This window comes from Nocardioides sp. HDW12B (assembly GCF_011299595.1).
Classification (GTDB): domain Bacteria; phylum Actinomycetota; class Actinomycetes; order Propionibacteriales; family Nocardioidaceae; genus Marmoricola_A.
On sequence record NZ_CP049867.1, the window covers coordinates 3585139 to 3606500 of the forward strand.

General features: G+C 72.9%; 16 protein-coding genes. 3 read left to right on the plus strand and 13 right to left on the minus strand.

What is annotated here, in order from left to right:
- Positions 1-13: 13 nt before the first annotated feature.
- Together G7072_RS16775 and G7072_RS16780 are read right to left on the minus strand one after the other, a co-directional pair.
- Entirely contained in the window at positions 14-1921 is a 1908-nt protein-coding gene (locus tag G7072_RS16775) for a chorismate-binding protein (protein ID WP_166088398.1), read from the minus strand.
- Between the two features lie 446 nt (positions 1922-2367).
- Positions 2368-4563: an AAA family ATPase gene (locus G7072_RS16780; protein ID WP_240917008.1), complete on the minus strand. Its 2196-nt coding sequence runs from the start codon at positions 4561-4563 to the stop codon at positions 2368-2370.
- Positions 4564-4827: 264 nt separating this feature from the next.
- On the opposite strand from G7072_RS16780, the gene G7072_RS16785 reads away from it, so the two are divergent.
- Positions 4828-6384, plus strand: coding sequence for a M20/M25/M40 family metallo-hydrolase (locus tag G7072_RS16785; RefSeq protein ID WP_166088402.1), 1557 nt, complete (start codon positions 4828-4830; stop codon positions 6382-6384).
- A 106-nt stretch (positions 6385-6490) separates the two neighbouring features.
- Here G7072_RS16785 and G7072_RS16790 read toward each other — a convergent pair whose 3' ends face one another.
- The gene (locus tag G7072_RS16790; protein WP_166088404.1) at positions 6491-7288 is read right to left on the minus strand and encodes a DUF2071 domain-containing protein; all 798 of its coding nucleotides are present in this window, start codon (positions 7286-7288) and stop codon (positions 6491-6493) included.
- A 27-nt stretch (positions 7289-7315) separates the two neighbouring features.
- On the opposite strand from G7072_RS16790, the gene G7072_RS16795 reads away from it, so the two are divergent.
- Positions 7316-8533, plus strand: coding sequence for an acyl-CoA dehydrogenase family protein (locus G7072_RS16795; RefSeq protein WP_166088405.1), 1218 nt, complete (start codon positions 7316-7318; stop codon positions 8531-8533).
- Between the two features lie 58 nt (positions 8534-8591).
- Entirely contained in the window at positions 8592-8813 is a 222-nt protein-coding gene (locus tag G7072_RS16800) for a hypothetical protein (RefSeq protein WP_166088407.1), read from the plus strand.
- Positions 8814-8853: 40 nt separating this feature from the next.
- Here the strand turns inward: G7072_RS16800 and G7072_RS16805 are convergent, their stop codons facing one another.
- The 10 genes from G7072_RS16805 to G7072_RS16850 all read right to left on the minus strand — a co-directional run bounded on the left by G7072_RS16805 (position 8854) and on the right by G7072_RS16850 (position 21235).
- On the minus strand, positions 8854-9318 hold the full coding sequence (locus G7072_RS16805; protein ID WP_166088409.1) for a universal stress protein: 465 nt from the start codon (positions 9316-9318) through the stop codon (positions 8854-8856).
- A 1-nt stretch (position 9319) separates the two neighbouring features.
- On the minus strand, positions 9320-10759 hold the full coding sequence (locus G7072_RS16810; protein WP_206063187.1) for an APC family permease: 1440 nt from the start codon (positions 10757-10759) through the stop codon (positions 9320-9322).
- A 78-nt stretch (positions 10760-10837) separates the two neighbouring features.
- Positions 10838-11584, minus strand: coding sequence for an enoyl-CoA hydratase family protein (locus G7072_RS16815; protein ID WP_166088411.1), 747 nt, complete (start codon positions 11582-11584; stop codon positions 10838-10840).
- A 23-nt stretch (positions 11585-11607) separates the two neighbouring features.
- Entirely contained in the window at positions 11608-12795 is a 1188-nt protein-coding gene (locus G7072_RS16820) for an acyl-CoA dehydrogenase (RefSeq protein WP_166088413.1), read from the minus strand.
- On the minus strand, positions 12792-15011 hold the full coding sequence (locus G7072_RS20235) for a biotin carboxylase N-terminal domain-containing protein (protein ID WP_166088415.1): 2220 nt from the start codon (positions 15009-15011) through the stop codon (positions 12792-12794). The genes G7072_RS16820 and G7072_RS20235 overlap by 4 nt, the downstream gene beginning before the upstream one ends.
- 3 nt (positions 15012-15014) lie before the next feature.
- Positions 15015-16649: a carboxyl transferase domain-containing protein gene (locus G7072_RS16830; protein ID WP_166088417.1), complete on the minus strand. Its 1635-nt coding sequence runs from the start codon at positions 16647-16649 to the stop codon at positions 15015-15017.
- Positions 16646-17794, minus strand: coding sequence for an acyl-CoA dehydrogenase family protein (locus tag G7072_RS16835; RefSeq protein WP_166088419.1), 1149 nt, complete (start codon positions 17792-17794; stop codon positions 16646-16648). Before G7072_RS16835 ends, G7072_RS16830 begins: the two co-directional genes overlap by 4 nt.
- Entirely contained in the window at positions 17791-19809 is a 2019-nt protein-coding gene (locus G7072_RS20115) for an acyclic terpene utilization AtuA family protein (protein ID WP_277343380.1), read from the minus strand. Before G7072_RS20115 ends, G7072_RS16835 begins: the two co-directional genes overlap by 4 nt.
- Entirely contained in the window at positions 19806-20603 is a 798-nt protein-coding gene (locus G7072_RS16845) for a TIGR03084 family metal-binding protein (protein ID WP_166088421.1), read from the minus strand. The genes G7072_RS20115 and G7072_RS16845 overlap by 4 nt, the downstream gene beginning before the upstream one ends.
- Entirely contained in the window at positions 20600-21235 is a 636-nt protein-coding gene (locus tag G7072_RS16850; protein ID WP_166088425.1) for a TetR/AcrR family transcriptional regulator, read from the minus strand. The genes G7072_RS16845 and G7072_RS16850 overlap by 4 nt, the downstream gene beginning before the upstream one ends.
- Positions 21236-21362: the final 127 nt, after the last annotated feature.

Genomic DNA, 21362 nt, shown 5'->3' on the forward strand with positions numbered 1-21362 from the left:
CGGCCACCGGCTCTCAGGTCAGCAGATCGAGGACGAGGTCGCGCAGCAGCGCGAAGCCGTTCTGCGTCAGCACCGACTCGGCGTGGAACTGCACGCCGCGGAAGTGCGGTCCGCGCACCATGTGGACGTCGCCGGTGACCGGGTCGGTGGCGGCCGTGACGCCGTCCGGCAGCGGGGCGTCGGGGCGCGCCACGAACGTGTTGTAGAACCCGACCGTCTCGTCGGCCCCCGCCGGCGAGGCGTCCCGCGTGGCCGAGAGGTCGACGCGCGCCTGCGTGCCCTGGAAGACGATGTCCTTGTAGGCCAGGGCGATCCCGAGCCGGTCGCACAGCACCTGGTGGCCGAGGCAGACCGACAGGAACGGCCGGCCCGAGGCCAGCAGCTCCTCGGTGGCGGCCCGGAAGGCCGCGATCTTCGGGTGGTCGCCGTCGCGGGGGTCGCCGGGACCGGGACCGACGATGACGAGGTCGTCGCCGTCGAGGGCGCCGGGCCGGTAGTCGCGGTGCGACACCACGCGCGAGCTCATGCCCAGCACCGTGAGCACGTGGCGCAGCATGTTCACGAAGTCGTCCTCGCCCTCGAGGATGACCGCGGTGCGCCCCTTCAGCGCCGGTGCGGGCACGGCGTCGCCCTGGTCGGTCAGCCAGAAGGTGCTGAGCCGCTGGTTGCGCGAGCCGAGCGCGATGAGCACGTCCTCGTCGGCGGCCAGGGACGCGATGCCGGTCGTCGGCTCCGGCGGGGCGTCACGCAGCCCGAAGGCGGTGAGGATGCCGCCCGCCTTGGCCCAGGTCTCGGCCACCTCCGACGCCGGGTCGGAGTCACGCACGAGGGTGGCACCGGCCGTCACCTTGAGCGCACCGTCGGGCGAGACGTCGGCGGTGCGGATCACGATCGGGCTGTCGGCGGTCGGCGCCCCGTGGGCGTCACGGCCGATCAGCGCCAGCGCGGCTCCGTAGTAGCCGCGGCCCTCGGTCTCGTAGGCCTTGATGAGGCGGCACGCGTTCTCCACGGGCGCCCCGGTGACGGTGGCGGCGTACATCGTGTCGCGCAGCACCTCGCGCACGTCGCGGGTCGTGCGTCCGGCGAGGAGGTACTCGGTGTGCACCAGGTGGGTCATCGGCTTGAGGAACGGCCCGAGCACCTGCCCGCCCTCGGTGCACAGGTCGCACATCATCTTCAGCTCCTCGTCGACGACCATGAAGAGCTCGTAGATCTCCTTCTCGTCGGCCAGGAACTCCAGCAGCCTCGCCTTGCGCTCCTCCTCGGCCAGTCCGGCCAGCCGGAACGTGCCGCTGATCGGGTTCATCCGGACGTCGCCGCCGTGGACCGACACGTGCCGCTCCGGACTCGCGCCCACCAGGTAGCGCTCGCCCGTGAAGAACAGGTAGGTCCAGTAGGCGCCCCGCTCGCGCTCGAGCAGGTGGCGCAGCACGGCCAGGGCGGGCTCCGGTCCCCACTCCGCGAGCTGGGCCCGGTAGTGGCGGCCCACCACGAGGTTCGCGCCCTCGCCGTTGCCGATCTCGTCGTCGATGATGCGGCGCACGACCGCGGCGTACTCCTCGTCGGTGGTCTCGAACCCACCCCGGTCGAGGAAGCCGACGCCTCCGGTCGGCAGGGCGGCGAGCACGTCGGCCAGCGGCAGGCGCAGCTCGAGGTCGACGTCGACCACGGTCAGCGGAGCGCCGTCGTCGTGGGCCTCGAAGCCGCGCTCGGCGACCTGGCGGAAGGGCACGGCGAGGAGCCGGTCGACGGTGCGCCCGGCCTCGGGCACCCCGTCCTCCAGCGGTACGTCGAGCAGGGAGTCGACCGCGGAGGGACGCCCGCCCACCAGCAGCACGTCGGCGGAGTCCTTGATCCGGATGACCGCCCAGGCGGGCCGGGCCACGAGGTCGGCGAGGATCCCGGGCACGTCGGTCGTCATGGCCGCACGCTACCAACGCCGCACCCGTGTCCGGCCCGTCGTCCCGTCCCGGCCCACCAGGGACCCGACCGGGACGAAGGACCCCCGAGGTCGGGCCGGTGGGTCCCGATGAAAGCGGACATACTGCCCTGCCGCGGGGATGGGCCCGGCGACCAGGATGAGGCCACGGCCGCAGGGATCGGCCGGGGGGACGCAGGACACGGGGGTCAGCAGGGGGACGCAGGGGGAACGCAGCACCAGGGGGGTTGCACCACCGGGGGGAGCATCACCCGGGGGGATCGACAAGGCACCAGAGGAGGGGGCGGCGGAGACGCCGTCGCTGGGAGCCCAGGGGGACAGCAACACAAGGGGCGGGCAGGCCGGCATCGTGGTGAGCCGGCCTCTCGTCCTGCCCGGAGACCCGTGTCGCGTGGAGGCGATGCGGGTCTCGGTGCTTTCGCGACCGCTCAGCGGCGCAGCGTGACCAGTCGCTGCGTCGCGCGCGTCAGCACGACGTAGAGCGTGGCGGTGCCGGTCGGCGACTCCGCCTCGATCGCGTCGGGGTCGAGGACCACGATCGCGTCGAACTCCAGGCCCTTGGTGTCCAGGCCGCTGAGCGCCACCAGCCGGGCGTCCTCGCCGCGGGTCTCCTCGGCCAGGTCCGCCGTCGCGCGCAGCCAGGAGCGGACCTCGCCGAGCCGCGCCAGCGGGGCCACCACCCCGACCGTGCCCTCGACCTGCCCGAGCAGCTCGCGCGCGGCGGCCTCGACCTCGGCCCGTGGGTCCGGGTCGGCCAGGACGCGCTCCTCCGGCGGCACCCCGGTGCGGCGCACCGCCGTCGGCAGGTCGGCGGCCAGCCCGGCGCGCTCGGCGTACGCCGCGGCGTGCTCGTAGATCTCCGCGCTGTTGCGGTAGTTGGTGGCCAGGTGGAACGAGTGCCGCGGCCGCGAGGAGCGCACCGACCAGCGCTGCCGGCCGCGCAGCGGCTCGCCGAACAGCGCCACCTCGCGCGCCGCCTCGGCCTCGGCCGCGTCGGGCCACGACGACTGCGCGAGGTCGCCCACGATCGTCCAGGTCGCGGCCTCGCCCCGGCGGCCGAGCATCCGCCACTGCATCGGCGAGAGGTCCTGCGCCTCGTCGACGAGCACGTGGGCGTAGGTGTCGTCGTCGGTGCGGCGCGTCGTGCGCGGCCCGGCGTACTCCTGCTCGTCGGTGCCCTCGCGACGCCGCTCGCCGAGGCTGCCGAGCTCGGGCAGGTTCGCGTCGACGAGGTGGGCGAGCGGGTCGTCCACGTCCGCGACCTCCTCCGGCGGGTCGCCCAGCAGGTAGCGCAGCTCGTCGACGAGGGCGACGTCCTCGACCGACAGCTCCGGTGACCAGGCGCCGGCGAGGGTCTCGACGTCGCCGCTCTCCAGGACGCCCTCCCCCACGCGGCGCAGCAGCGCGGAGTCGGCCAGCCAGCCCAGCACCTCGGGCGCCTCCAGCGGGGGCCACCAGGTGCGCACGAAGGTCAGGAAGCGGTCGTCGGACAGGATCTCGTCGACGAACGCCTCGCGTCCGCGGTCGAGGGCGCGCTCGCCGCGCACCTGGCGCCACAGCGCGTCGACCAGGGCGGCCGGCACCCGGCGGGTCTGGGCGTTGCGGCGGCCCTGACCCAGCAGGGTGCGCCGGATGCGGGCCAGGTCGCGCGAGGTGAGCACCAGGGTGTCGTCGCGGTAGAAGAAGCGGAAGTCCTCGGGGGCGCCGGGGACCGCCTGCCGGGCGGCGCGCCGCAGCACCTCGGCCATCCGCGCCGCGCCCTTGACCGCCGCCACGGCCGGGGGGTCGTGCTGGTCGGCCCGGATGCCGTCGACGACCTCGCCGAGGGCGCGCAGGGCCACCGCGGTCTCGCCCAGCGACGGCAGCACCCGCTCGATGTAGCGCATGAAGACGCCCGAGGGACCGACCACGAGCACGCCGCCGCGCTCGTAGCGCGAGCGGTCGGTGTAGAGCAGGAACGCGGCGCGGTGCAGCGCGACCACCGTCTTGCCGGTGCCCGGGCCGCCGCTGATCTCCACGACTCCCTTGGCAGGCGCCCGGATCGCCCGGTCCTGCTCGGCCTGGATGGTGGCGACGATGGAGTGCATGGACCGGTCGCGGGCCCGGGCCAGCTGCGCCATCAGCGCACCCTCGCCGACCACCGGCATGTCCGAGCCCGCCTCCGCGTCGAGGAGGTCGTCCTCGACGCCGACGACGGTGCGTCCCGCGCAGCGCAGCACCCTGCGGCGTACGACGCCCTGGGGCTCCGAGGCCGTGGCCTGGTAGAACACCGCGGCGGCTGGGGCGCGCCAGTCGATGAGCAGGGTGTCGCGGTTCTCGTCGCGCAGCCCGATCCGCCCGATGTAGCGCGGCGCCTCGGCGCGGTCCTTGAGGTCGAGCCGGCCGAAGACGAGACCCTCGTGGGCCGCGTCGAGGTTCGCGATGCGACGCGCCGCCTGGAAGACCATCGCGTCGCGCTCGACGAGCCCGCCCTCGTGGCCGAGGCGGGCGCGTCCGTGCCCCTCGGCCGCGAGCGCCTGCGCGTTGCGCGTCGAGGTCTCGAGCTGGCGGTAGACGCCGTCGACGAAGGCCTGCTCGTGCGCGGTCTCGCGCGCCACGAGGTCGGTGCTGGGCTCACCGCTCACCGGGGCGGACTCCTCAGGAGGTGGAGGGACGGACGGTCGACGGGCCGGCCCGCTCGAACCGCTCCCGGTCAGGCCCCCGTCAGAACCGACCACTCTACCGAGTCCCCCGCCCCTCCCCGCGCGAGGCGTCGTGGGCGATCCGGGACCAAGGCTGGGGGGGTACCCAGGGCCTTCGTCCCGAGCTAGGGTGCCGCGATGTGACCAGGAACACCACAGGTCGCGCCCGCACATCCGGTCACGAGCCGGACACCACACGGAGGAACCATGACGAGACGACGAGCCGCCCAGCTCGGGGTGGCAGCTGCCCTCACGATCGGGCTGCCCCTCAGCCTGACCTCGACCCAGCTGGCGGCCGACGCCGCGCCGGCCCCCAGCAGCGCCGCCTTCCGCCAGGCCGTCACCGTCGGTGGCGTCCTGCAGCACGAGCGCGTGCTGCAGCGCATCGCGAACCGCAACGACGGCTCGCGCGCCTCGGGCACCCCGGGCTACGACGCGTCCGCGGCGTACGTCGCCAAGCGGCTCCGCGCCGCCGGCTACGACGTGCGGGTGCAGAACTTCACGTTCCCGAAGTTCACCGAGAACGCCCCGGCCACGCTGACCCAGGACTCGCCGGTCGCCACGGACTACGAGACCGAGACCTTCGAGTACTCCGGCAGCGGCACGGTCACGGGCCCGCTCACCGCGGCCGACGGCAACACCGTGCCGGTCACCGCCGCGCCCGGCGAGACGAACGCCGGCTGCAGCGTCTCCGACTTCGACCCCGCCCCGAGCGAGGACGCCGTCGCGCTGATCCAGCGCGGCACGTGCTCCTTCGGCGAGAAGGCGCAGTACGCCCAGGAGGCGGGCTACGACGCCGCCATCATCTTCAACGAGGGCCAGGACGGCCGCACCGACCTGCCCGGCGGCACCCTCGGCGAGCCCGGCGACATCCCCGTCGTGGGGCTGTCGTACGCCGACGGCGCCGCGCTGCAGGAGCAGCTCGAGGGTGGCGCCGAGGTCGTGATGACCGTCGCGACCGACACCTCCTTCGACCCCGACGCGCAGACCAGCAACGTCATCGCCGACACCCGTGGCGGCGACCGTGACCGCACGCTCGTCGTGGGTGCCCACCTCGACTCCGTCGACGGCGGCGCCGGCATCAACGACAACGGCTCCGGCACGTCGACGATCCTCGAGATCGCCGAGGAGATGGCCGAGGCCGGCGTCAAGCCGCGCCAGAAGGTCCGCTTCGCGTTCTGGGGTGCCGAGGAGTCCGGCCTGCTCGGCTCCGAGCACTACGTCGACAGCCTCAGCGACCGCGCCCTGTCGCGCATCGTGGCGAACCTCAACTTCGACATGGTCGGCTCGCCCAACTACGTGCGCTTCGTCTACGACGGCGACGGCTCCGACACCGACCCCGCCGGCCCGCCCGGGTCGGCGCAGATCGAGGAGCTGTTCGTCGACTACTTCGACAGCCAGGACCTGGCCTCGGCCCCGACCCAGTTCAGCGGTCGCTCGGACTACGGCCCGTTCATCGCGGTCGGCATCCCCGCCGGTGGTCTGTTCACCGGCGCCGAGGGCGTGAAGACGCCCGAGGAGGCCGCGATCTTCGGTGGCACCGCGGGGGAGCCCTACGACCCCTGCTACCACCAGGCCTGCGACGACATGACGAACCTGAGCACGGCGGCGCTGTCGGAGATGGGCGACGCCGCGGCCCACGCCGTCCTGCGCCTGGCCACCACCCGGACCGGCTTCTTCGAGGACGGCAGCTTCCGGCAGGCCACCCGCGAGCGCACCGCCGCGCAGGACTTCGACAACCACGGCAACCACGCCGCTCGCTGAGTCCCGCAGCACCGACGCACGACCGGCCAGGGGCCGTTCCCTCACGCGAGGGGGCGGCCCCTGGCTGCGTCTCCAGGTCTCCCGGTCTCTCGGTCTCCCGGCGGTGTCAGGGGCGGGGACGCAGCCGGCGCGGCAGCCCGAAGTCGGTGTGCACCCCGGGGCTGAAGGCGACCTGGTCCGGGGCGCGGGCGGCGAGGTCGCCGAAGCCCACCGAGCCCAGCAGGCCGTCGTCGAGGTCGACCACCTCGGCGTCGTGCAGCGGCCACGGCTCGTGGTGGTTGGGCACGTACATCGGCCACCCGAGCACCGAGGTGTGCAGCCCCCAGCGGGCGCTGACGAAGTGGTCGAGGTCGTCGGGCCGCCGCGGCTCGCCGACCCGCACCGTGACGCGGCTGGTGTGCGGCGGCCAGGGCCGTCGCAGCCGGGCGGTGTAGGTGTGGTCGGTCCCGTCCCCGGTCACGGCGCGGGTGCGGTGCCGCATCCGCGCCCACCGGTACGGCGTGCCGAAGGCGGCCCGGGCGCCGGCCGTCACCACGACGCGCTCGCAGTCGAGGCTGAGGAACACCACGCCGCGCACGCCGTACCGGTCGACGCTGTAGAGGCGCACGTTGGTCTCCAGGAAGGTGCCGAGCCACGTCACCCCCGGGAGCCGGAACGGCGCGGCGCGGCTCATCCGGAACGGCACCAGCCCGACGTACGTCGACCCCGTCGCCTCGTGCACGTCGGGACGCACGCCGCGGGGCATGAGGTGCGCGACGCGGCCCGGGTCGACGGCCCAGTGCAGGAAGGTCAGGTCGAGCCAGTCCTGGTTCATCAGCACCGGCCCGGTGAGGGCGGGGGCGGTCGGGCTGACCGGCTCCGGGGTGGCCCCGGCCACGGAGGGAGAGACGTGTCCCGGCGGCATGCCCCGAGCGTGACATACCGTGCCCACATGGCCTCCCGCACGAGCTCCGCCGCCGGTCCCCTGCCCGCCTTCGACCCGCTCGACCCGGGCAACGTCGACTCGCTGCTCACCGAGGAGGAGCGCGCGGTCCGCGAGACCGTGCGCAAGGTGACCACCGACCGGGTGGCCCCGCACGTCGCCGACTGGTTCGAGCGCGGCGAGGTCGACGACGTCCGTGGCCTGGTGAAGGAGCTCGGCTCGGTCGGGCTGCTCGGCATGCACCTCGAGGGCTACGGCTGCGCGGGCATGTCGGCGACGGCGTACGGGCTGGCCTGCCTGGAGCTGGAGGCGGTCGACTCGGGCATCCGCTCGCTGGTGTCGGTGCAGGGGTCCTTGGCGATGTACGCGATCTGGGCCTTCGGCTCGGAGGAGCACAAGCAGGAGTGGCTGCCCGGCATGGCCGCCGGCGAGAAGATCGGGTGCTTCGGGCTGACCGAGCCCGACGCCGGCTCCGACCCCGGGTCCATGCGCACCCGCGCCCGGCGTGACGGGTCCGGCGAGGACGCCGACTGGGTCCTCGACGGGCGCAAGATGTGGATCACCAACGGCTCGATCGCCGACGTCGCGGTGGTCTGGGCCCACACCGACGACGGCGTCCGCGGCTTCGTGGTCCCCACGGCGACTCCGGGGTTCTCGGCGCCGCTGATCAAGCACAAGATGTCGCTGCGGGCGTCGGTGACCAGCGAGCTCGTCCTGGACGGCGTCCGGCTGCCGGCCTCGGCGGTGCTGCCGGAGGTCCGGGGCCTCAAGGGGCCGCTGTCGTGCCTGAACGAGGCCCGCTTCGGCATCGTCTGGGGCGCGATGGGCGCGGCCCGCTCGTCGTACGGGGCGGCGCTGGACTACTCGCGCACCCGCATCCAGTTCGACCGGCCGATCGGCGCCTTCCAGCTGACGCAGGCCAAGCTGGCCGACATGGCCGTCGAGCTGACCAAGGGCACGCTGCTCGCCGTCCACCTCGGCCGGCTCAAGGACGCCGGGCAGCTGCGGCCCGAGCAGGTGAGCATCGGCAAGCTCAACAACGTGCGCGAGGCGCTCGAGATCTGCCGCAGCGCGCGCACGGTGCTGGGGGCCAACGGGATCTCGCTGGAGTACCCGGTGATCCGGCACATGAACAACCTCGAGTCGGTGCTCACGTACGAGGGCACCGTGGAGATGCACACGCTCGTGCTGGGCCAGGCCCTGACCGGCGAGCAGGCCTTCCGCTAGACCCGATCACGCCCCGGAGTAGGTGTTTGCCCCTCCGAGGGCGCACACTGGAGGTCTCATGACCTCACGTCCCGCGGGATCCCGCCGCCACCTCGCGTCCAGTCCCTTCCAGCCGAAGCCGGCGCAGGAGGTGGAGGTCTTCGAGGTCGACGACCGGGTCTCGCACGACTCCTTCGGCCTGGGCCGCGTCTCCGGCGTCGAGGCCGCCGCCGTCACCGTCGACTTCGGGTCGCACACGGTGCGCGTGGTCAGCCCCTACTCCAAGATGACCAAGCTCTGACCTGACCCGGTCCCGTCCGGCCCACCGGACGGTCGCGTGGTCAGCTCTTCTTCTTGCGCGGCTTCGGCCGTACGACGAGCACCGGGCAGGGCGCGTAGTGCTGCACCCGCTGGGCCGTCGACCCCATGAGCACGGTCTCGCTGATGCCGCGTCCGCCGGCGGCGACGACCACCAGGCCGGCGTCGAGCTGACGCGCGGTCTTGATGATCTCGTTGGCCGGCGAGCCGCTGCGCAGCCGCTGGTGGACCTTCGGACCCCAGCCGTCGAACTCCTTCGCGATGGTGGCCATCGCGCTCTCGGCGGCGGCGCGGAAGCCCGAGGTGTCCCTGTCCGCGGGCGTCTTCTGCCCACCGGAGAGGTCGTCGGCGAACGCGACGGCCGCCAGCGGCCGGATGACCGCCACCACCGAGATGGCGGTGATCTTGCTCGGGTCGGCGAAGGACTTCAGCCGCTTGGCGGCGTCCAGGGACTGCTTCGAGCCGTCGGTGGCGACGATGACGTGCATCTCAGGCGTCCTTTCCGAGGGTGGACTCGCCACGGCTCGTGCCGGACGGTCGGTTCTGCGAGCCGCGGAAGTACTCGATGAGGAAGAGCACGAACCCGAGCCCGATGAGGCCGGCGCACCAGATCAGCGAGGCCGGGTCGTCGTCGACGACGTAGTAGAGCAGGGCGCCGTTGCCGACCAGTCCGATGACCAGCAGGACCGTGTTGGCCCGGTAGGTCTCGCTGGTCTCGTCCTGCCCGCGCAGCTTGAGCGCCGAGACGATCACCATCGCGTAGATGAACAGCAGCAGCACCACGGTCACAGTCGCCAGCCGGGAGACGATGTCGATGCCGAAGCCGGCGTTGTTGAGGACGGTGCCGACGACGAGGAGCCCGCAGACCACGGCGGCCGAGAACAGCAGCCCGACCCACGGGCTGCGGCGCACCGGGTGGACCTTGGCGAAGGCGTCGGGCACGACGTCCTCGCGGGCCATGCCGTAGAGGATGCGGGCCTGCGTCACCACCGCCACGAGCGTGGTGTTGGTGATGGCGGTCATGGCGATGACGGCGAAGACGATCGTCATGACGCCGACCGAGATCGGCAGGATGTCGGCCTTGACGACCTCGAGCAGCGCGGCGTCGGAGCTCGCGAGCTTGTCGACGGGCACGACGAGCGCCGCGGTCATGGCCACGAGCACGTAGATGACGCCGGCTGCGACCATGCCGCCGACGAGGGCGCGCGGGAAGGTCTTCGACGGGTTCACCGTCTCCTCCGCCACGTTGGCGGCGTTCTCGAAGCCGGTCATGGCGAAGAAGGCCAGCGCGACACCGGCGATGATGGCGAAGATCGGGCTCTTGTTGCCGGCGTCGAACTCGGTGAGTGTGCCGAAGTCGGCGTTGCCCTGCACCACGTAGATCACGCCGATGATCATGACGATGACCAGGCCGGCGACCTCGACGAAGGTCATGACCATGTTGGCCACCACCGACTCGGAGATGCCGACGTAGTTGATGACGGCCAACAGGCAGATGAAGACCAGCGTCACCAGGAGGGTGGGCGGCAGCTCCCACACCTCGGCGAAGTACTCCGCGAAGCCGGTGGCCAGCGCTCCCGCGGCAGCAAAGCTCGAGGCGAGGAACGTGACCGTGACCAGGAAGGTCAGCGCCCGGTTCTTGAAGGCCTTGTTGACGTAGAGCGCGGCGCCCGCCGCCTGCGGGTACTTCGTGACGAGCTCGGCGTAGGCCATGCCGGTCACGGTCGCGACCGTCACGCCGACGGCGAAGGCGATCCAGAAGGCGCCTCCGACGGCGCCGGCGACGTCGCCGATGAGCACGTAGATGCCGGAGCCGAGGACGTCGCCGAGGACGTAGAAGAAGAGGAGCCGTCCGGTGATGGACCGCTTCAGACCGCCCTCGCCGTCCGGGTCGAGCTCACTGTCGCGCGTGGTCGTCTGGTCAGACACCGAGGTCCGCCTTCCCGAGGTGATGGGTTGATCTGGTCTACCCGCACCCGCGTTCAGCGAAACCTCAGGTTTGAGGCGTCAACGTCCCTTCGACAAGAAAGCGAGCATCGCCTCGCGAGCGGCGTCGGAGCCGAACAACCGTGCCGACAGCGCGGCACGCTCCTCGCCGCGGGCCTCCAGCCCCGCCAGCAGGTCGGCGTTGAGCAGCTTCTTGCCCTCCGCCAGACCCTGCGGGTGCCCCTTCAGCAGGTCGCCCACCACCCGGTCGAGCTCGGCGTCCAGCTCGGCCTCCGGCACGGCGACCGTCACCAGGCCCATGTCGGCGGCAGCCGCTCCGTCGAACTTCTCCCCCGTCAGCAGCGTGCGCGACGCCGAGCGGGGCGTCATCCGGGGCAGCACGGTCAGCGAGATGACCGAGGCCGCCAGCCCGAGGCGCACCTCGGTGAGCGCGAACGTCGCCGAGTCGGCCGCCACCGCGATGTCGCAGGCGGCCACGATGCCGATGCCACCGGCACGCACCGCCCCGTGCACCCGCGCCACGAACGGCTTCGGCGAGGCCACGATCCGGCGCTGCAGCTCGACGATCGTGCGGGCGCCCTCCTCCATGCCCTCACCCGTCGCCTCGGACAGGTCGGCGCCGGAGCAGAACACGCTCCCGGCGGCGCGCACCACCACGACGCGCACGTCGTCGTCGGCCTCGGCCCGGTCGACGCCGTCGAACACCCCGGCCACGAGGGCCTTGCTCAGGGCGTTGCGCGTGGCCTGGTGGTCGAGGGTGATCGTCGCGACGCCGGCCTGCACGTCGTACTCCACGGGACTGCTCATCGGTGCTCCTCGCCGGACGTGGATCAGTAGGACTTGGGCAGGCCGAGGCTGTGCATGGCCACGTAGTTGAGGATCATCTCCCGCGACACGGGGGCGATGCGGCCGAGCCGGGCCGACAGCAGCATCTGGCCGAGGCCGTACTCCTGCGCGAGCCCGTTGCCGCCGTGGGTGTGCACCGCGACGTCGGTGGCGTTGCAGGCCACCTCGCCGGCGGCGTACTTCGCCATGTTGGCGTACTCCCCCGCACCCACGTCGTCACCGGCGTCGTAGAGCGCCGCCGCCTTCTGCATGAGCAGCCGCGCCTGCTCCAGCTCGATCTTGGTCTTCGCCAGCGGGTGGGCGATGCCCTGGTGGGTGCCGATGGGCTGGTCCTTCCACACCGAGCGGGTCTTGGCGTACTCCACCGCCCGGTCGAGCGCGTAGCGCGCGGTGCCGAGCGACATCGCCGCGCCCATGATGCGCTCGGGGTTGAGGCCGGCGAAGAGCTGCAGCAGGCCGGCGTCGGCGTGGTCGGGGTCGCCGACGAGGGAGTCCGCCGGCACCCGGACGTCGTCGAGGTGCAGCGTGAACTGGTGCTCCGGCGCGGTGAACGTCATCGGGATCGCGCGGGCCTCGAAGCCCGTCGCGTCGGTCGGCACGACGATGAGCGCCGGCTTGAGGTTGCCGGTCTTCGCGTCGGCCATCCGACTCACGACGAGGACGTACTGCGCCTCGTCGACACCGGAGATGTAGGTCTTGGAGCCGTTGAGGACGTAGTCGTCGCCGTCCTTGGTCGCGGTCGTGGTGATCTTGTGCGAGTTGGAGCCGGCGTCGGGCTCGGTGATCGCGAAGGCCATGGTGATCGAGCCGTCGGCGATGCCGGGCACCCAGCGCTGCTTCTGCGCCTCCGTGCCGTAGCGCGCGATGATCGTGCCGCAGATCGCCGGCGAGACGACCATGAGCAGCAGCGGGGCGCCGGCGGTGGCGGCCTCCTCGAGGACCGCCGCGAGGTCGCCGATGCCGCCGCCCCCGCCGCCGTACTCCTCGGGCAGCGAGACGCCGAGGTAACCGTGCTTGCCCATGTCGTTCCACAGGTCGGTGGTCTTCTCACCGTTCGCGGCCTGGCGCTCGATGTACTCCCGGCCGTACGACGCCGCCAGCTTGCGCACCGCCTCACGCAGCGCCTGGCGCTCCTCGGGCTCGCTGAACATGGTCTGGGTCTCGACACTCATGCGGTCTCCTCGGGGTTCTCGGTCTCGTGGTCGGTGTACGGGGTGCTCACGACGGCCAGCACGGCGCCGGCGGTCACCTGCTCGCCCACCGCGACGGCGAGCTCGCTCACCACGCCGTCGGTGGGCGCGTTGATGGTGTGCTGCATCTTCATCGCCTCCATGACGAGGACCGGCTGGCCCGCGGTCACGGTCGCGCCGGCCTCGACGCGCACGGCGATGACGGTGCCGGGCATGGGCGCGAGCAGCGACCCCTCGGCGACCTGGTCGGCCGGGTCGACGAAGCGGGGCAGCCGGGTCAGCGCGACGTGGCCGGCTGCGTGGTCCACGTCGACCCGGGTCGTGGCGCCGTGGTCGGACAGGGCGACGTCGTAGGTGCGGGTCAGGCCGTCCTGGTCGACGATCACGCGCCACCCCGTCACGGTGTGCTCCACCGACGTGGCGCGGGCCTCGCCGACCTCGCCGTGCACGTCGGCGAAGCGGTAGCCGTCCCGGTCGCCGTGCCAGCCGACCTCGACCTCGGTGCCGCGGTGGTCGAAGCGGGTGATCTGCGGCGCGGAGGTGACGTTGCGCCAGCCGGTGGGGACGCCGGCCTGGACGCGGCGCCCAGCCACGGCCCGCTCGGTGCAGGCGACTGCGGCAGCGAAGAGGGCCAGCGCCTGCTCGCTCGCGGAGCCCACGGGTCCGTGCGTCGGCTCGAGCGCCGTCAGGGCTGCGCCGGCGAGGAAGTCGGTGCTCAGCTGCTCGTCCACGAAGGAGCGCTCGCTGAGGATCTCGACGAGCAGGTCGCGGTTGGTGACCAGTCCGTGGAGGCGGGCCCGGCGCAGCACCCCGGCCAGCTGCCGCAGCGCGGTCGGCCGGTCCGGGGCCCAGACGATCACCTTGGCCAGCATCGCGTCGTAGTGGGTGCCGACCTCGTCGCCGGCGCGGAAGCCGGAGTCGAGGCGGACGCCGTACGACGTCAGCGGCTGGAGCTCGACGTCGACGTCGGGGACCTCGAAGCGGGTCAGCCGACCGGACTGCGGCTGGTAGTCGGCGGCCGGGTCCTCGGCGTACAGCCGCACCTCGACCGCGTGCCCCTGGGGAGTCACGGCGGTCGAGCCTGTCGAGACCCCACCCGGTGGTCGAGCAGCGTCGCCACCCGTTGGTCGAGCAGCGTCGCCACCCGTTGGTCGAGCAGCGTCGCCACCCGTTGGTCGAGCAGCGTCGCCACCCGTTGGTCGAGCAGCGAGCGCAGCGAGCGTGTCGAGACCCGGTGACCTGCCCGCCAGTCCTGACCCCGCCCCCTCCGCCGCCTGGATCTGCAGCTCCACCAGGTCGAGACCGGTGACGCACTCGGTGACCGGGTGCTCGACCTGGAGCCGGGTGTTCATCTCCAGGAAGAAGAAGCCCTCCCGGACGGGGTCGTAGAGGAACTCCACCGTCCCGGCGCCGCGGTAGGAGATCGCCTCGGCGGCGGCGCGGGCGGCGTCGTGCATCGCGGTGCGCACGGCGTCGGGCAGGCCCGGGGCGGGCGCCTCCTCGACGACCTTCTGGTGGCGTCGCTGCACCGAGCAGTCGCGGTCGCCGAGGACGTGGACCGTGCCCGCGGCGTCGCCGAGGACCTGGACCTCGACGTGGCGGCCCTTCTCGACGTAGGTCTCGACGAAGACGGTGCCGTCGCCGAACGCCGAGGCGGCCTCGGTCTCCGCGCCGGACACGGCGTCGGTCAGGTGCTCGAGCCGGCGGACGACGCGCATGCCGCGACCGCCACCACCCGCGCTCGCCTTCACCAGCACCGGCAGGTCGGCCCCGGTCACCTCGGCCGGGTCGAGGTTGCGCAGCACCGGCACGCCGGCCTTCTCCATGAGCTCCTTGGCCGCGACCTTGGAGCCCATCGCCTCGATCGACTCCGGCGCCGGCCCGATCCAGGTCAGCCCGGCCTCGAGGACGGCGCGGGCGAAGTCGGCGTTCTCGCTGAGGAAGCCGTAGCCGGGGTGCACCGCGTCCGCGCCCGTGCGCCGGGCCGCCTCCAGGACCAGGTCGGCGCGCAGGTAGGTGTCGGCGGGGGCGTCACCCGGCAGGCGTACGGCGACGTCCGCCTCGCCCACGAAGGGCAGACCGGCATCGGCGTCGGAGTGGACCGCCACCGTCTGGATCCCCAGCCGTCGGCACGTCGCGAACACCCGGCGGGCGATCTCGCCCCGGTTCGCCACCAGCACACGATTGATTGTCGCCATGTCTCACATCCTGAAGACACCGAAGCGGTCGGTGCCCTCGATCGGTCGGTTCTCGATGACGGACAGGCAGATCGCCAGGATGGTGCGGGTGTCGCGCGGGTCGATGACCCCGTCGTCGTACACCATCCCGGAGAGGAAGAAGGGCAGGCTCTGCTCCTCCACCGACTGCTCGATGAAGGCCCGCAGCCCGGCGTCACCCTCCTCGTCGTACGCCTTGCCCTTGGCCTCCGCCGCCGCCCGGGCGACGATCGAGAGCACGCCGGCGAGCTGCGCCGGGCCCATGACCGCCGACTTGGCGCTCGGCCAGGTGAAGAGGAAACGGGGGTCGAAGGCGCGGCCGTTCATGCCGTAGTTGCCGGCGCCGTAGGACGCGCCCATGACGATCGACAGGTGGGGCACGGTCGAGTTGCTGACCGCGTTGATCATCTGCGCGCCGTGCTTGATGATCCCGCCCTGCTCGTAGTCCTTGCCGACCATGTAGCCGGTGGTGTTGTGCAGGAAGAGCAGCGGCACGTCGACCTGGTTGGCCAGCTGGATGAACTGCGTCGCCTTCTGGGCCTCCTCGGAGAACAGGATGCCCTGGGCGTTGGCGAGGATGCCGATCTGGCGTCCGTGCAGGCGCGCCCACCCGGTGACCAGCGACGGGCCGTAGAGCGGCTTGAACTCGTCGAAGACCTGCCCGTTGCCCGGACCGACGCCGTCGCAGAGCCGCGCGATCACCTCACGGGGGTCGAACGGCTCCTTGAGGTCGGTCGGGATGAGGTCGAGCAGCTCCTCGGGGTCGGCGTCCGGCTCGCGGAAACCGGCGCTCGAGCCGTCCCCGGTGGTTGAGCCCGTCGAGACCTTCCGGTGGTTGAGCCGCGCGATGATGCGCCGCCCGATCCGGATCGCGTCGCGCTCGTCCACGGCGAGGTAGTCGGCGAGCCCCGAGACCTTGGCGTGCATCTCCGCACCGCCCAGCGACTCGTCGTCGGACTCCTCACCGGTGGCCATCTTGACCAGCGGAGGACCGCCGAGGAAGACCTTGGCGCCCTCCTTGACCATCACGACGTAGTCGCTCATGCCCGGCACGTAGGCGCCGCCCGCGGTGGAGTTGCCGAACACCAGCGCCACGGTGGGCCGCTTGTCGGCCGAGGCCCGCGTGATGTCGCGGAACAGCTTGCCGCCCGGGATGAAGATCTCCTTCTGCGTCGGCAGGTCCGCCCCGCCCGACTCGACGAGGTTGACCGTGGGCAGCCGGTTCTCGTGGGCGATCTGCGCCGCCCGGAACGCCTTCTTCAGCGTCCACGGGTTGCTCGCGCCGCCCTTCACGGTCGGGTCGTTGGCCACGATCATGCACTCGACGCCCTCGACGACCCCGATGCCGCAGACCATGCTGGCGCCGACGGTGAAGTCCGAGCCCCAGCCGGCCAGCGGCATCAGCTCCAGGAACGCCGAGCCCTCGTCGACGAGCAGCTCGATGCGCTCGCGCGCCAGCAGCTTGCCGCGCTTGCGGTGCCGCTCGTTGTAGCGCTCCCCGCCGCCGTCGACGGCCTTGGCGTGCTCGGCGTCCAGCGCGGCGAGCTTGTCGAGCATCGCCTCGCGGCGCGTCGGCTCCGCGGCCTCCGCGGCCGGGTCGGTCTCCAGCACCTCGGTCATGACGCGAGCCCCAACAGCTTCGCGGCCAGGTCGTCCAGCACTTCGTTCGCTCCTCCTCCGATGCCGAGGATGCGCACGTCACGGTAGTGACGCTCCACCTCGGTCCCGTGCATGTAGCCGGCGCCGCCGAAGACCTGGACGGCCTCGTCCGTGCAGTACGTCGCCGCCGCCACCCCCAGCCGCTTGGCGTGCAGCGCCTCCACGAGCGGCTGCTCACCGGCGTCGTAGCGCCGGGCGACCTCCCGCGTGTAGACCCGCGCCGCGTCGACCTGCCGGTGCATCTCCACCAGCTTGTGGCGCACGACCTGGTTGTCGACCAGCCGCTGGCCGAACGCCTCCCGTTCCCGGGCGTACGACGTCGCCAGCTCCAGGCAGCGCGCTGCCGTCGCGTAGCCCTGGACCGCCAGCGCGATCCGCTCGGTCACGAACGCCAGCGCGATCTGGACGAACCCGGAGTCCGCGTTTCCGACGAGGTTGCCGACCGGCACGCGCGCGTCGACGTACGACAGCTCCGCCGTGTCCGACGAGCGCCAGCCCATCTTGTCGAGCTGACGAGAAACCTCGAAACCGGGCGTCCCGCGCTCGACCACCAGGAGGCTGATCCCCCGGTGCCCCGGGCCGCCGGTCCGCACCGCGGTCGTCACGAAGTCGGCCCGGACCCCCGACGTGATGTAGGTCTTCGACCCGTTCACCACGAACGCGTCTCCGTCCCGCTCCGCCCGCGTCCGCAGGCCCGCCACGTCCGACCCGCCACCGGGCTCGGTGATCGCCAACGACCCGATCAGCTCACCGGCCAACGTCGGCCGCACGAACCGGTCGACCAGGTCGGCGTTGCCGCTGGCCACGATGTGGGGCAGCGCGATCCCGTGCGTCATCAGCGAGGCCATCAGACCGCCGGACGCCCCGGACTCCATCATCGCCTCGGTCAGGCACACGGAGTCGAGCAGACCACCACCGGACCCGCCGACCTCCTCGGGGAAGCCGACCCCCAGGAACCCCTGCTTGGCCGCCGCCACGTGCAGCTCTCTCGGCAGCTCGCCGGCGTCCTCCCAGCCCTGCAGGTGCGGCATCACCTCGCGCTCCACGAACGTCCGGGCGCTGGCCCGCAACGCCTCCTGCTCCTCCGACCAGTAGCCCACGCTCACAGCAGCTCCTCCGGTACGTCGACGTGCCTCGACCGGGCCCACTCGCCCAGTCCCTTCGCCTGCGGGTCGAACCGGCTGCTCGCCGCCACGCCCTCGCCCAGCAGTCCCCGGACCACGACATTCACCCCGCCCAGGTTGGGCAGTGCGAACACCTCGACCTCCAGCCCCTCGGCCTCCGGCAGCAGCCCCCGGACCCACTCCGGCGTCACCGTCCCCAGCAACCACTCGGTCCTCGGTCCCGCCAACGGGTGGTCCTGGCTGACCCACAGCCCCAGGTTCGCGTCCCCACCCTTGTCCCCGCTCCGCGCGTGAACGAGTCGACCGAGGGGGACTTTCACGGTCGGGAGGGGGGTGCGCGCCGCGGCGGCGGAGTCCGCCTCCGGGCCCAACCACCCTCTCCGCTCCTCCGTCGCTGCGAGGGGGCCAGGCCCATCCACGGTCCCGGAGGCGGGCTCCGCCGCCCCGTCGCGCACGTCCCTGCCCGCGTCGCGCGCCTCGCTCGAGGTGGGCGCTGAGCCGCCCGGCACCGACGGGGTCTCCGGGACCCCCGGGGCGACCGTGGATGGGACTGGCCCCCCTGGAGCGACGGAGGAGCGGAAGGGGTGGTTGGGCGCACCGGGGGTCCCGGCGACCGCGGCGGGGACGGACCGGGACCCTCCCGACGCGACCGACGCGACCGGGTCGATGACCTCGGTGGAGCCGTCGTGGTGGTGGACGGTGTGGGTGACGGCCGTGGCGGGGACGTAGCCGGGCTTGTAGATGCCGTAGGGGGTGGCCGGCGCCGGGGGTGTCGTGAGGGTGAAGCCGGGATAGGAGGCCAGGGCGAGCTCGACGAGGGGGGCGGTGAAGGCCTTGCCGGCGTTGGACGCGTCGGGGTCGCGGACGGAGACGCGGAGGCGGGCGCTGGCGGCCTCCTGGGTGTCGGCGTCCGGGTGGTCGGTGCGGGCGAGGGCCCAGTCGAGCGAGGCGACGGTGGTGCCGGCGGCGGCCCAGGCGGCCTCGACCTGGCGGCGCACCCAGGCGGACTTGGCCTCGATGTCGAGGCCGGTGAGGACCAGCTCCATCTGGTTGCGGAAGCCGCCGAGGTGGTTGAGGCAGACCTTGAGGGTGGCGGGCGGGGCGGAGCCCCGGACGCCGCTGACGGCGACCCGGTCGGGGCCGGCGGGGGCGAGCTCGATCGAGTCGAGGTGGGTGGTGACGTCGGGGCCGAGGTAGGCGGTGGACTGGATCTCGTAGACCAGCTGGGCGGTGACCGTGTCGACGGTGACGAGACCGCCGGTGCCGTCGTGCTTGGTGATCACCGAGGAGCCGTCGGCGGCGATCTCGGCGACCGGGAAGCCGAGGGGGGTCTCCGCGCGGCCGGTGTCGAGGAGGGCGTGGAAGCCGCTGAAGTTGCCGCCGGTGGCCTGGGCACCGCACTCGATGACGTGGCCGGCGACGACGGCCCCGGCGAGCTCGTCGTACGACGTGGGGGTCCAGCCGAAGTGGGAGACGGCCGGGCCGACGACGACCGAGGCGTCGGTGACACGGCCGGTGACGACGACGTCGGCGCCACGGTCGAGGGCGGCGGCGATGCCGAAGGCGCCCAGGTAGGCGTTGGCGGTGAGCGGGGAGCCGTCGGCGTCGAGGCCGAGCTCGGCGGCCCGGTCGATGAGGTTGTCGCCGTCGACCCACGCGATGCGCGGGCTGAGGCCCTGGGCGGCGGCGACCTCGGTGAGGCGGGCGGCGAGGCCGGCGGGGTTGAGCCCGCCGGCGTTGGCGACGAGGCGGACGCCGCGCTCGAGGGCGAGCCCGAGGCAGTCCTCGGCCTGGCGCACGAAGGTCCGGGCGTAGCCGAGGGCGGGGTCCTTCATCTGGTCGCGGCCGAGGATGAGCATCGTGAGCTCGGCGAGGTAGTCGCCGGTGAGCACGTCGAGCTCGCCGCCCTCGAGCATCTCGCGCATGGCCGAGAGCCGGTCGCCGTAGAAGCCCGAGCAGTTGCCGACCCGCAGCGGGCGGGCGGCAGGCGCGCTCACGCGGCTCCCTGCGGGGCACGTCCGCTGCCGGAGGGGCCGGCGAAGGCCTGGGCGACGTCGAGCCAGCGGTCGGCGTCGGGGCCGACGGCCGTCAGGGCGAGGTCGTCGCGGTGCCGGCGCTGGGTCACCAGCAGGGCGAAGTCCCACGCCGGACCGGTGACGTGCTGGTCCGCGGCGGCGTCGCCGTACTCCCACCGCTCGCCGCCCGGCGCGGTCAGGCTCACGTGGACCGGCGCCTGCGGCACCTCGAGCCCGGCGTTGGCGAAGGCGAAGCCCCGGGTCCGGACCCCGATGTGCACGACGTGGCGGACCCGGTCGTGCGGCTCGACGGCGACCCCGAGGGCCTCGGCGACGTCGAGGCCGTGGGCCCAGGTCTCCATGAAACGCGCGCTGGCCATGGACGGCCCTCCCATCGGGGGACCGAACCACGGCATCTTCTCGCCCGACGGGTGGTCGCTGAGGACCTGGGCCAGCCGCTGGCGGCCGGCCCGCCAGCGGGTGAGGAGCTCCTCGGACGGCAGCCGCCCGAGGCGCAGCGCCTCGGCGTCGACGAAGCCGTCGGGGTCCTCGATCGCCCGCAGCACGTAGCCGTCCCACGCCGCCTTGTCGGTGGCGGCCGCCACGGCGACCTCGTCGGTCCAGGCCAGGTGCGCCACCGAGGTGGCGACGTCCCACCCCTCGGCCGGGGTCGGGGTGCGCCAGCCCGCGTCGTCGAGGTCGGCGACCAGCGCGTCGAGGGCGTCGCCCTCCACGGCGAGGTCGGCGAGGATCGGCAGGGTCTTGGGGTCGGTCACGAGGTGCCCTCACGTCGAGTGGTCGGGTCGGGGCGGCGGATGGTCGCCTCGATGGTGTCGGCCCAGTGGTCGAGGATGCGCTCGCGGCGCGCCAGGTCGTCCGCGACCAGGGTGGCCAGCCCGAGGCCACGCATGAGGTCGAGCGTGGCCTGGACGAGCTCACGGTTGCCGGGCAGCGACTCGTCGACGGCGAGCGCGTCGACGGTCGAGCGGTGGGTGGCGCGACCGACGCGGGTCTCGAGGTCGGCGACCGCCTCCCGCAGCGCGACGTCGGTGCGGGCGGCCATCCACAGCTCGGCGGCGGCGACGAAGAGCGGCCCGGTGAACAGGTCGGCCAGGACCCCGAGGACGGCGCGGGTGCGCCCCCCGCCGGTCGGCAGCTCGGCGGTCCGCGCCAGCACCTCCTCACGCCGTACGGCGGTCAGGTGCTCGACCGCCGCCAGCACCAGGTCGTTCTTGGTCGGGAAGTGGTGGAGCTGGGCCCCCCGGCTGACGCCGGCCCGCTGGGAGACGAGCGTGGTCGACGTCCCGCTCCAGCCGTGCTCGACCAGGCACTCGACGCAGGCCTCGAGGAGGCGCTGCCGCATGGCGCGCGTGCGCTGCTCCTGCGGCACGCGCACGGTCGTCGGCATGGCGGTCACTCTGCCCGCCACCAAACAAACAGTCAAGACTGATTGTTTCCAGTCCGGGTTTTACTCGACGCGGGGAGCAGGCCTTTCCTAGAATGGCTTGAACCCCATGCGCTCGGGAGGCGCGCCG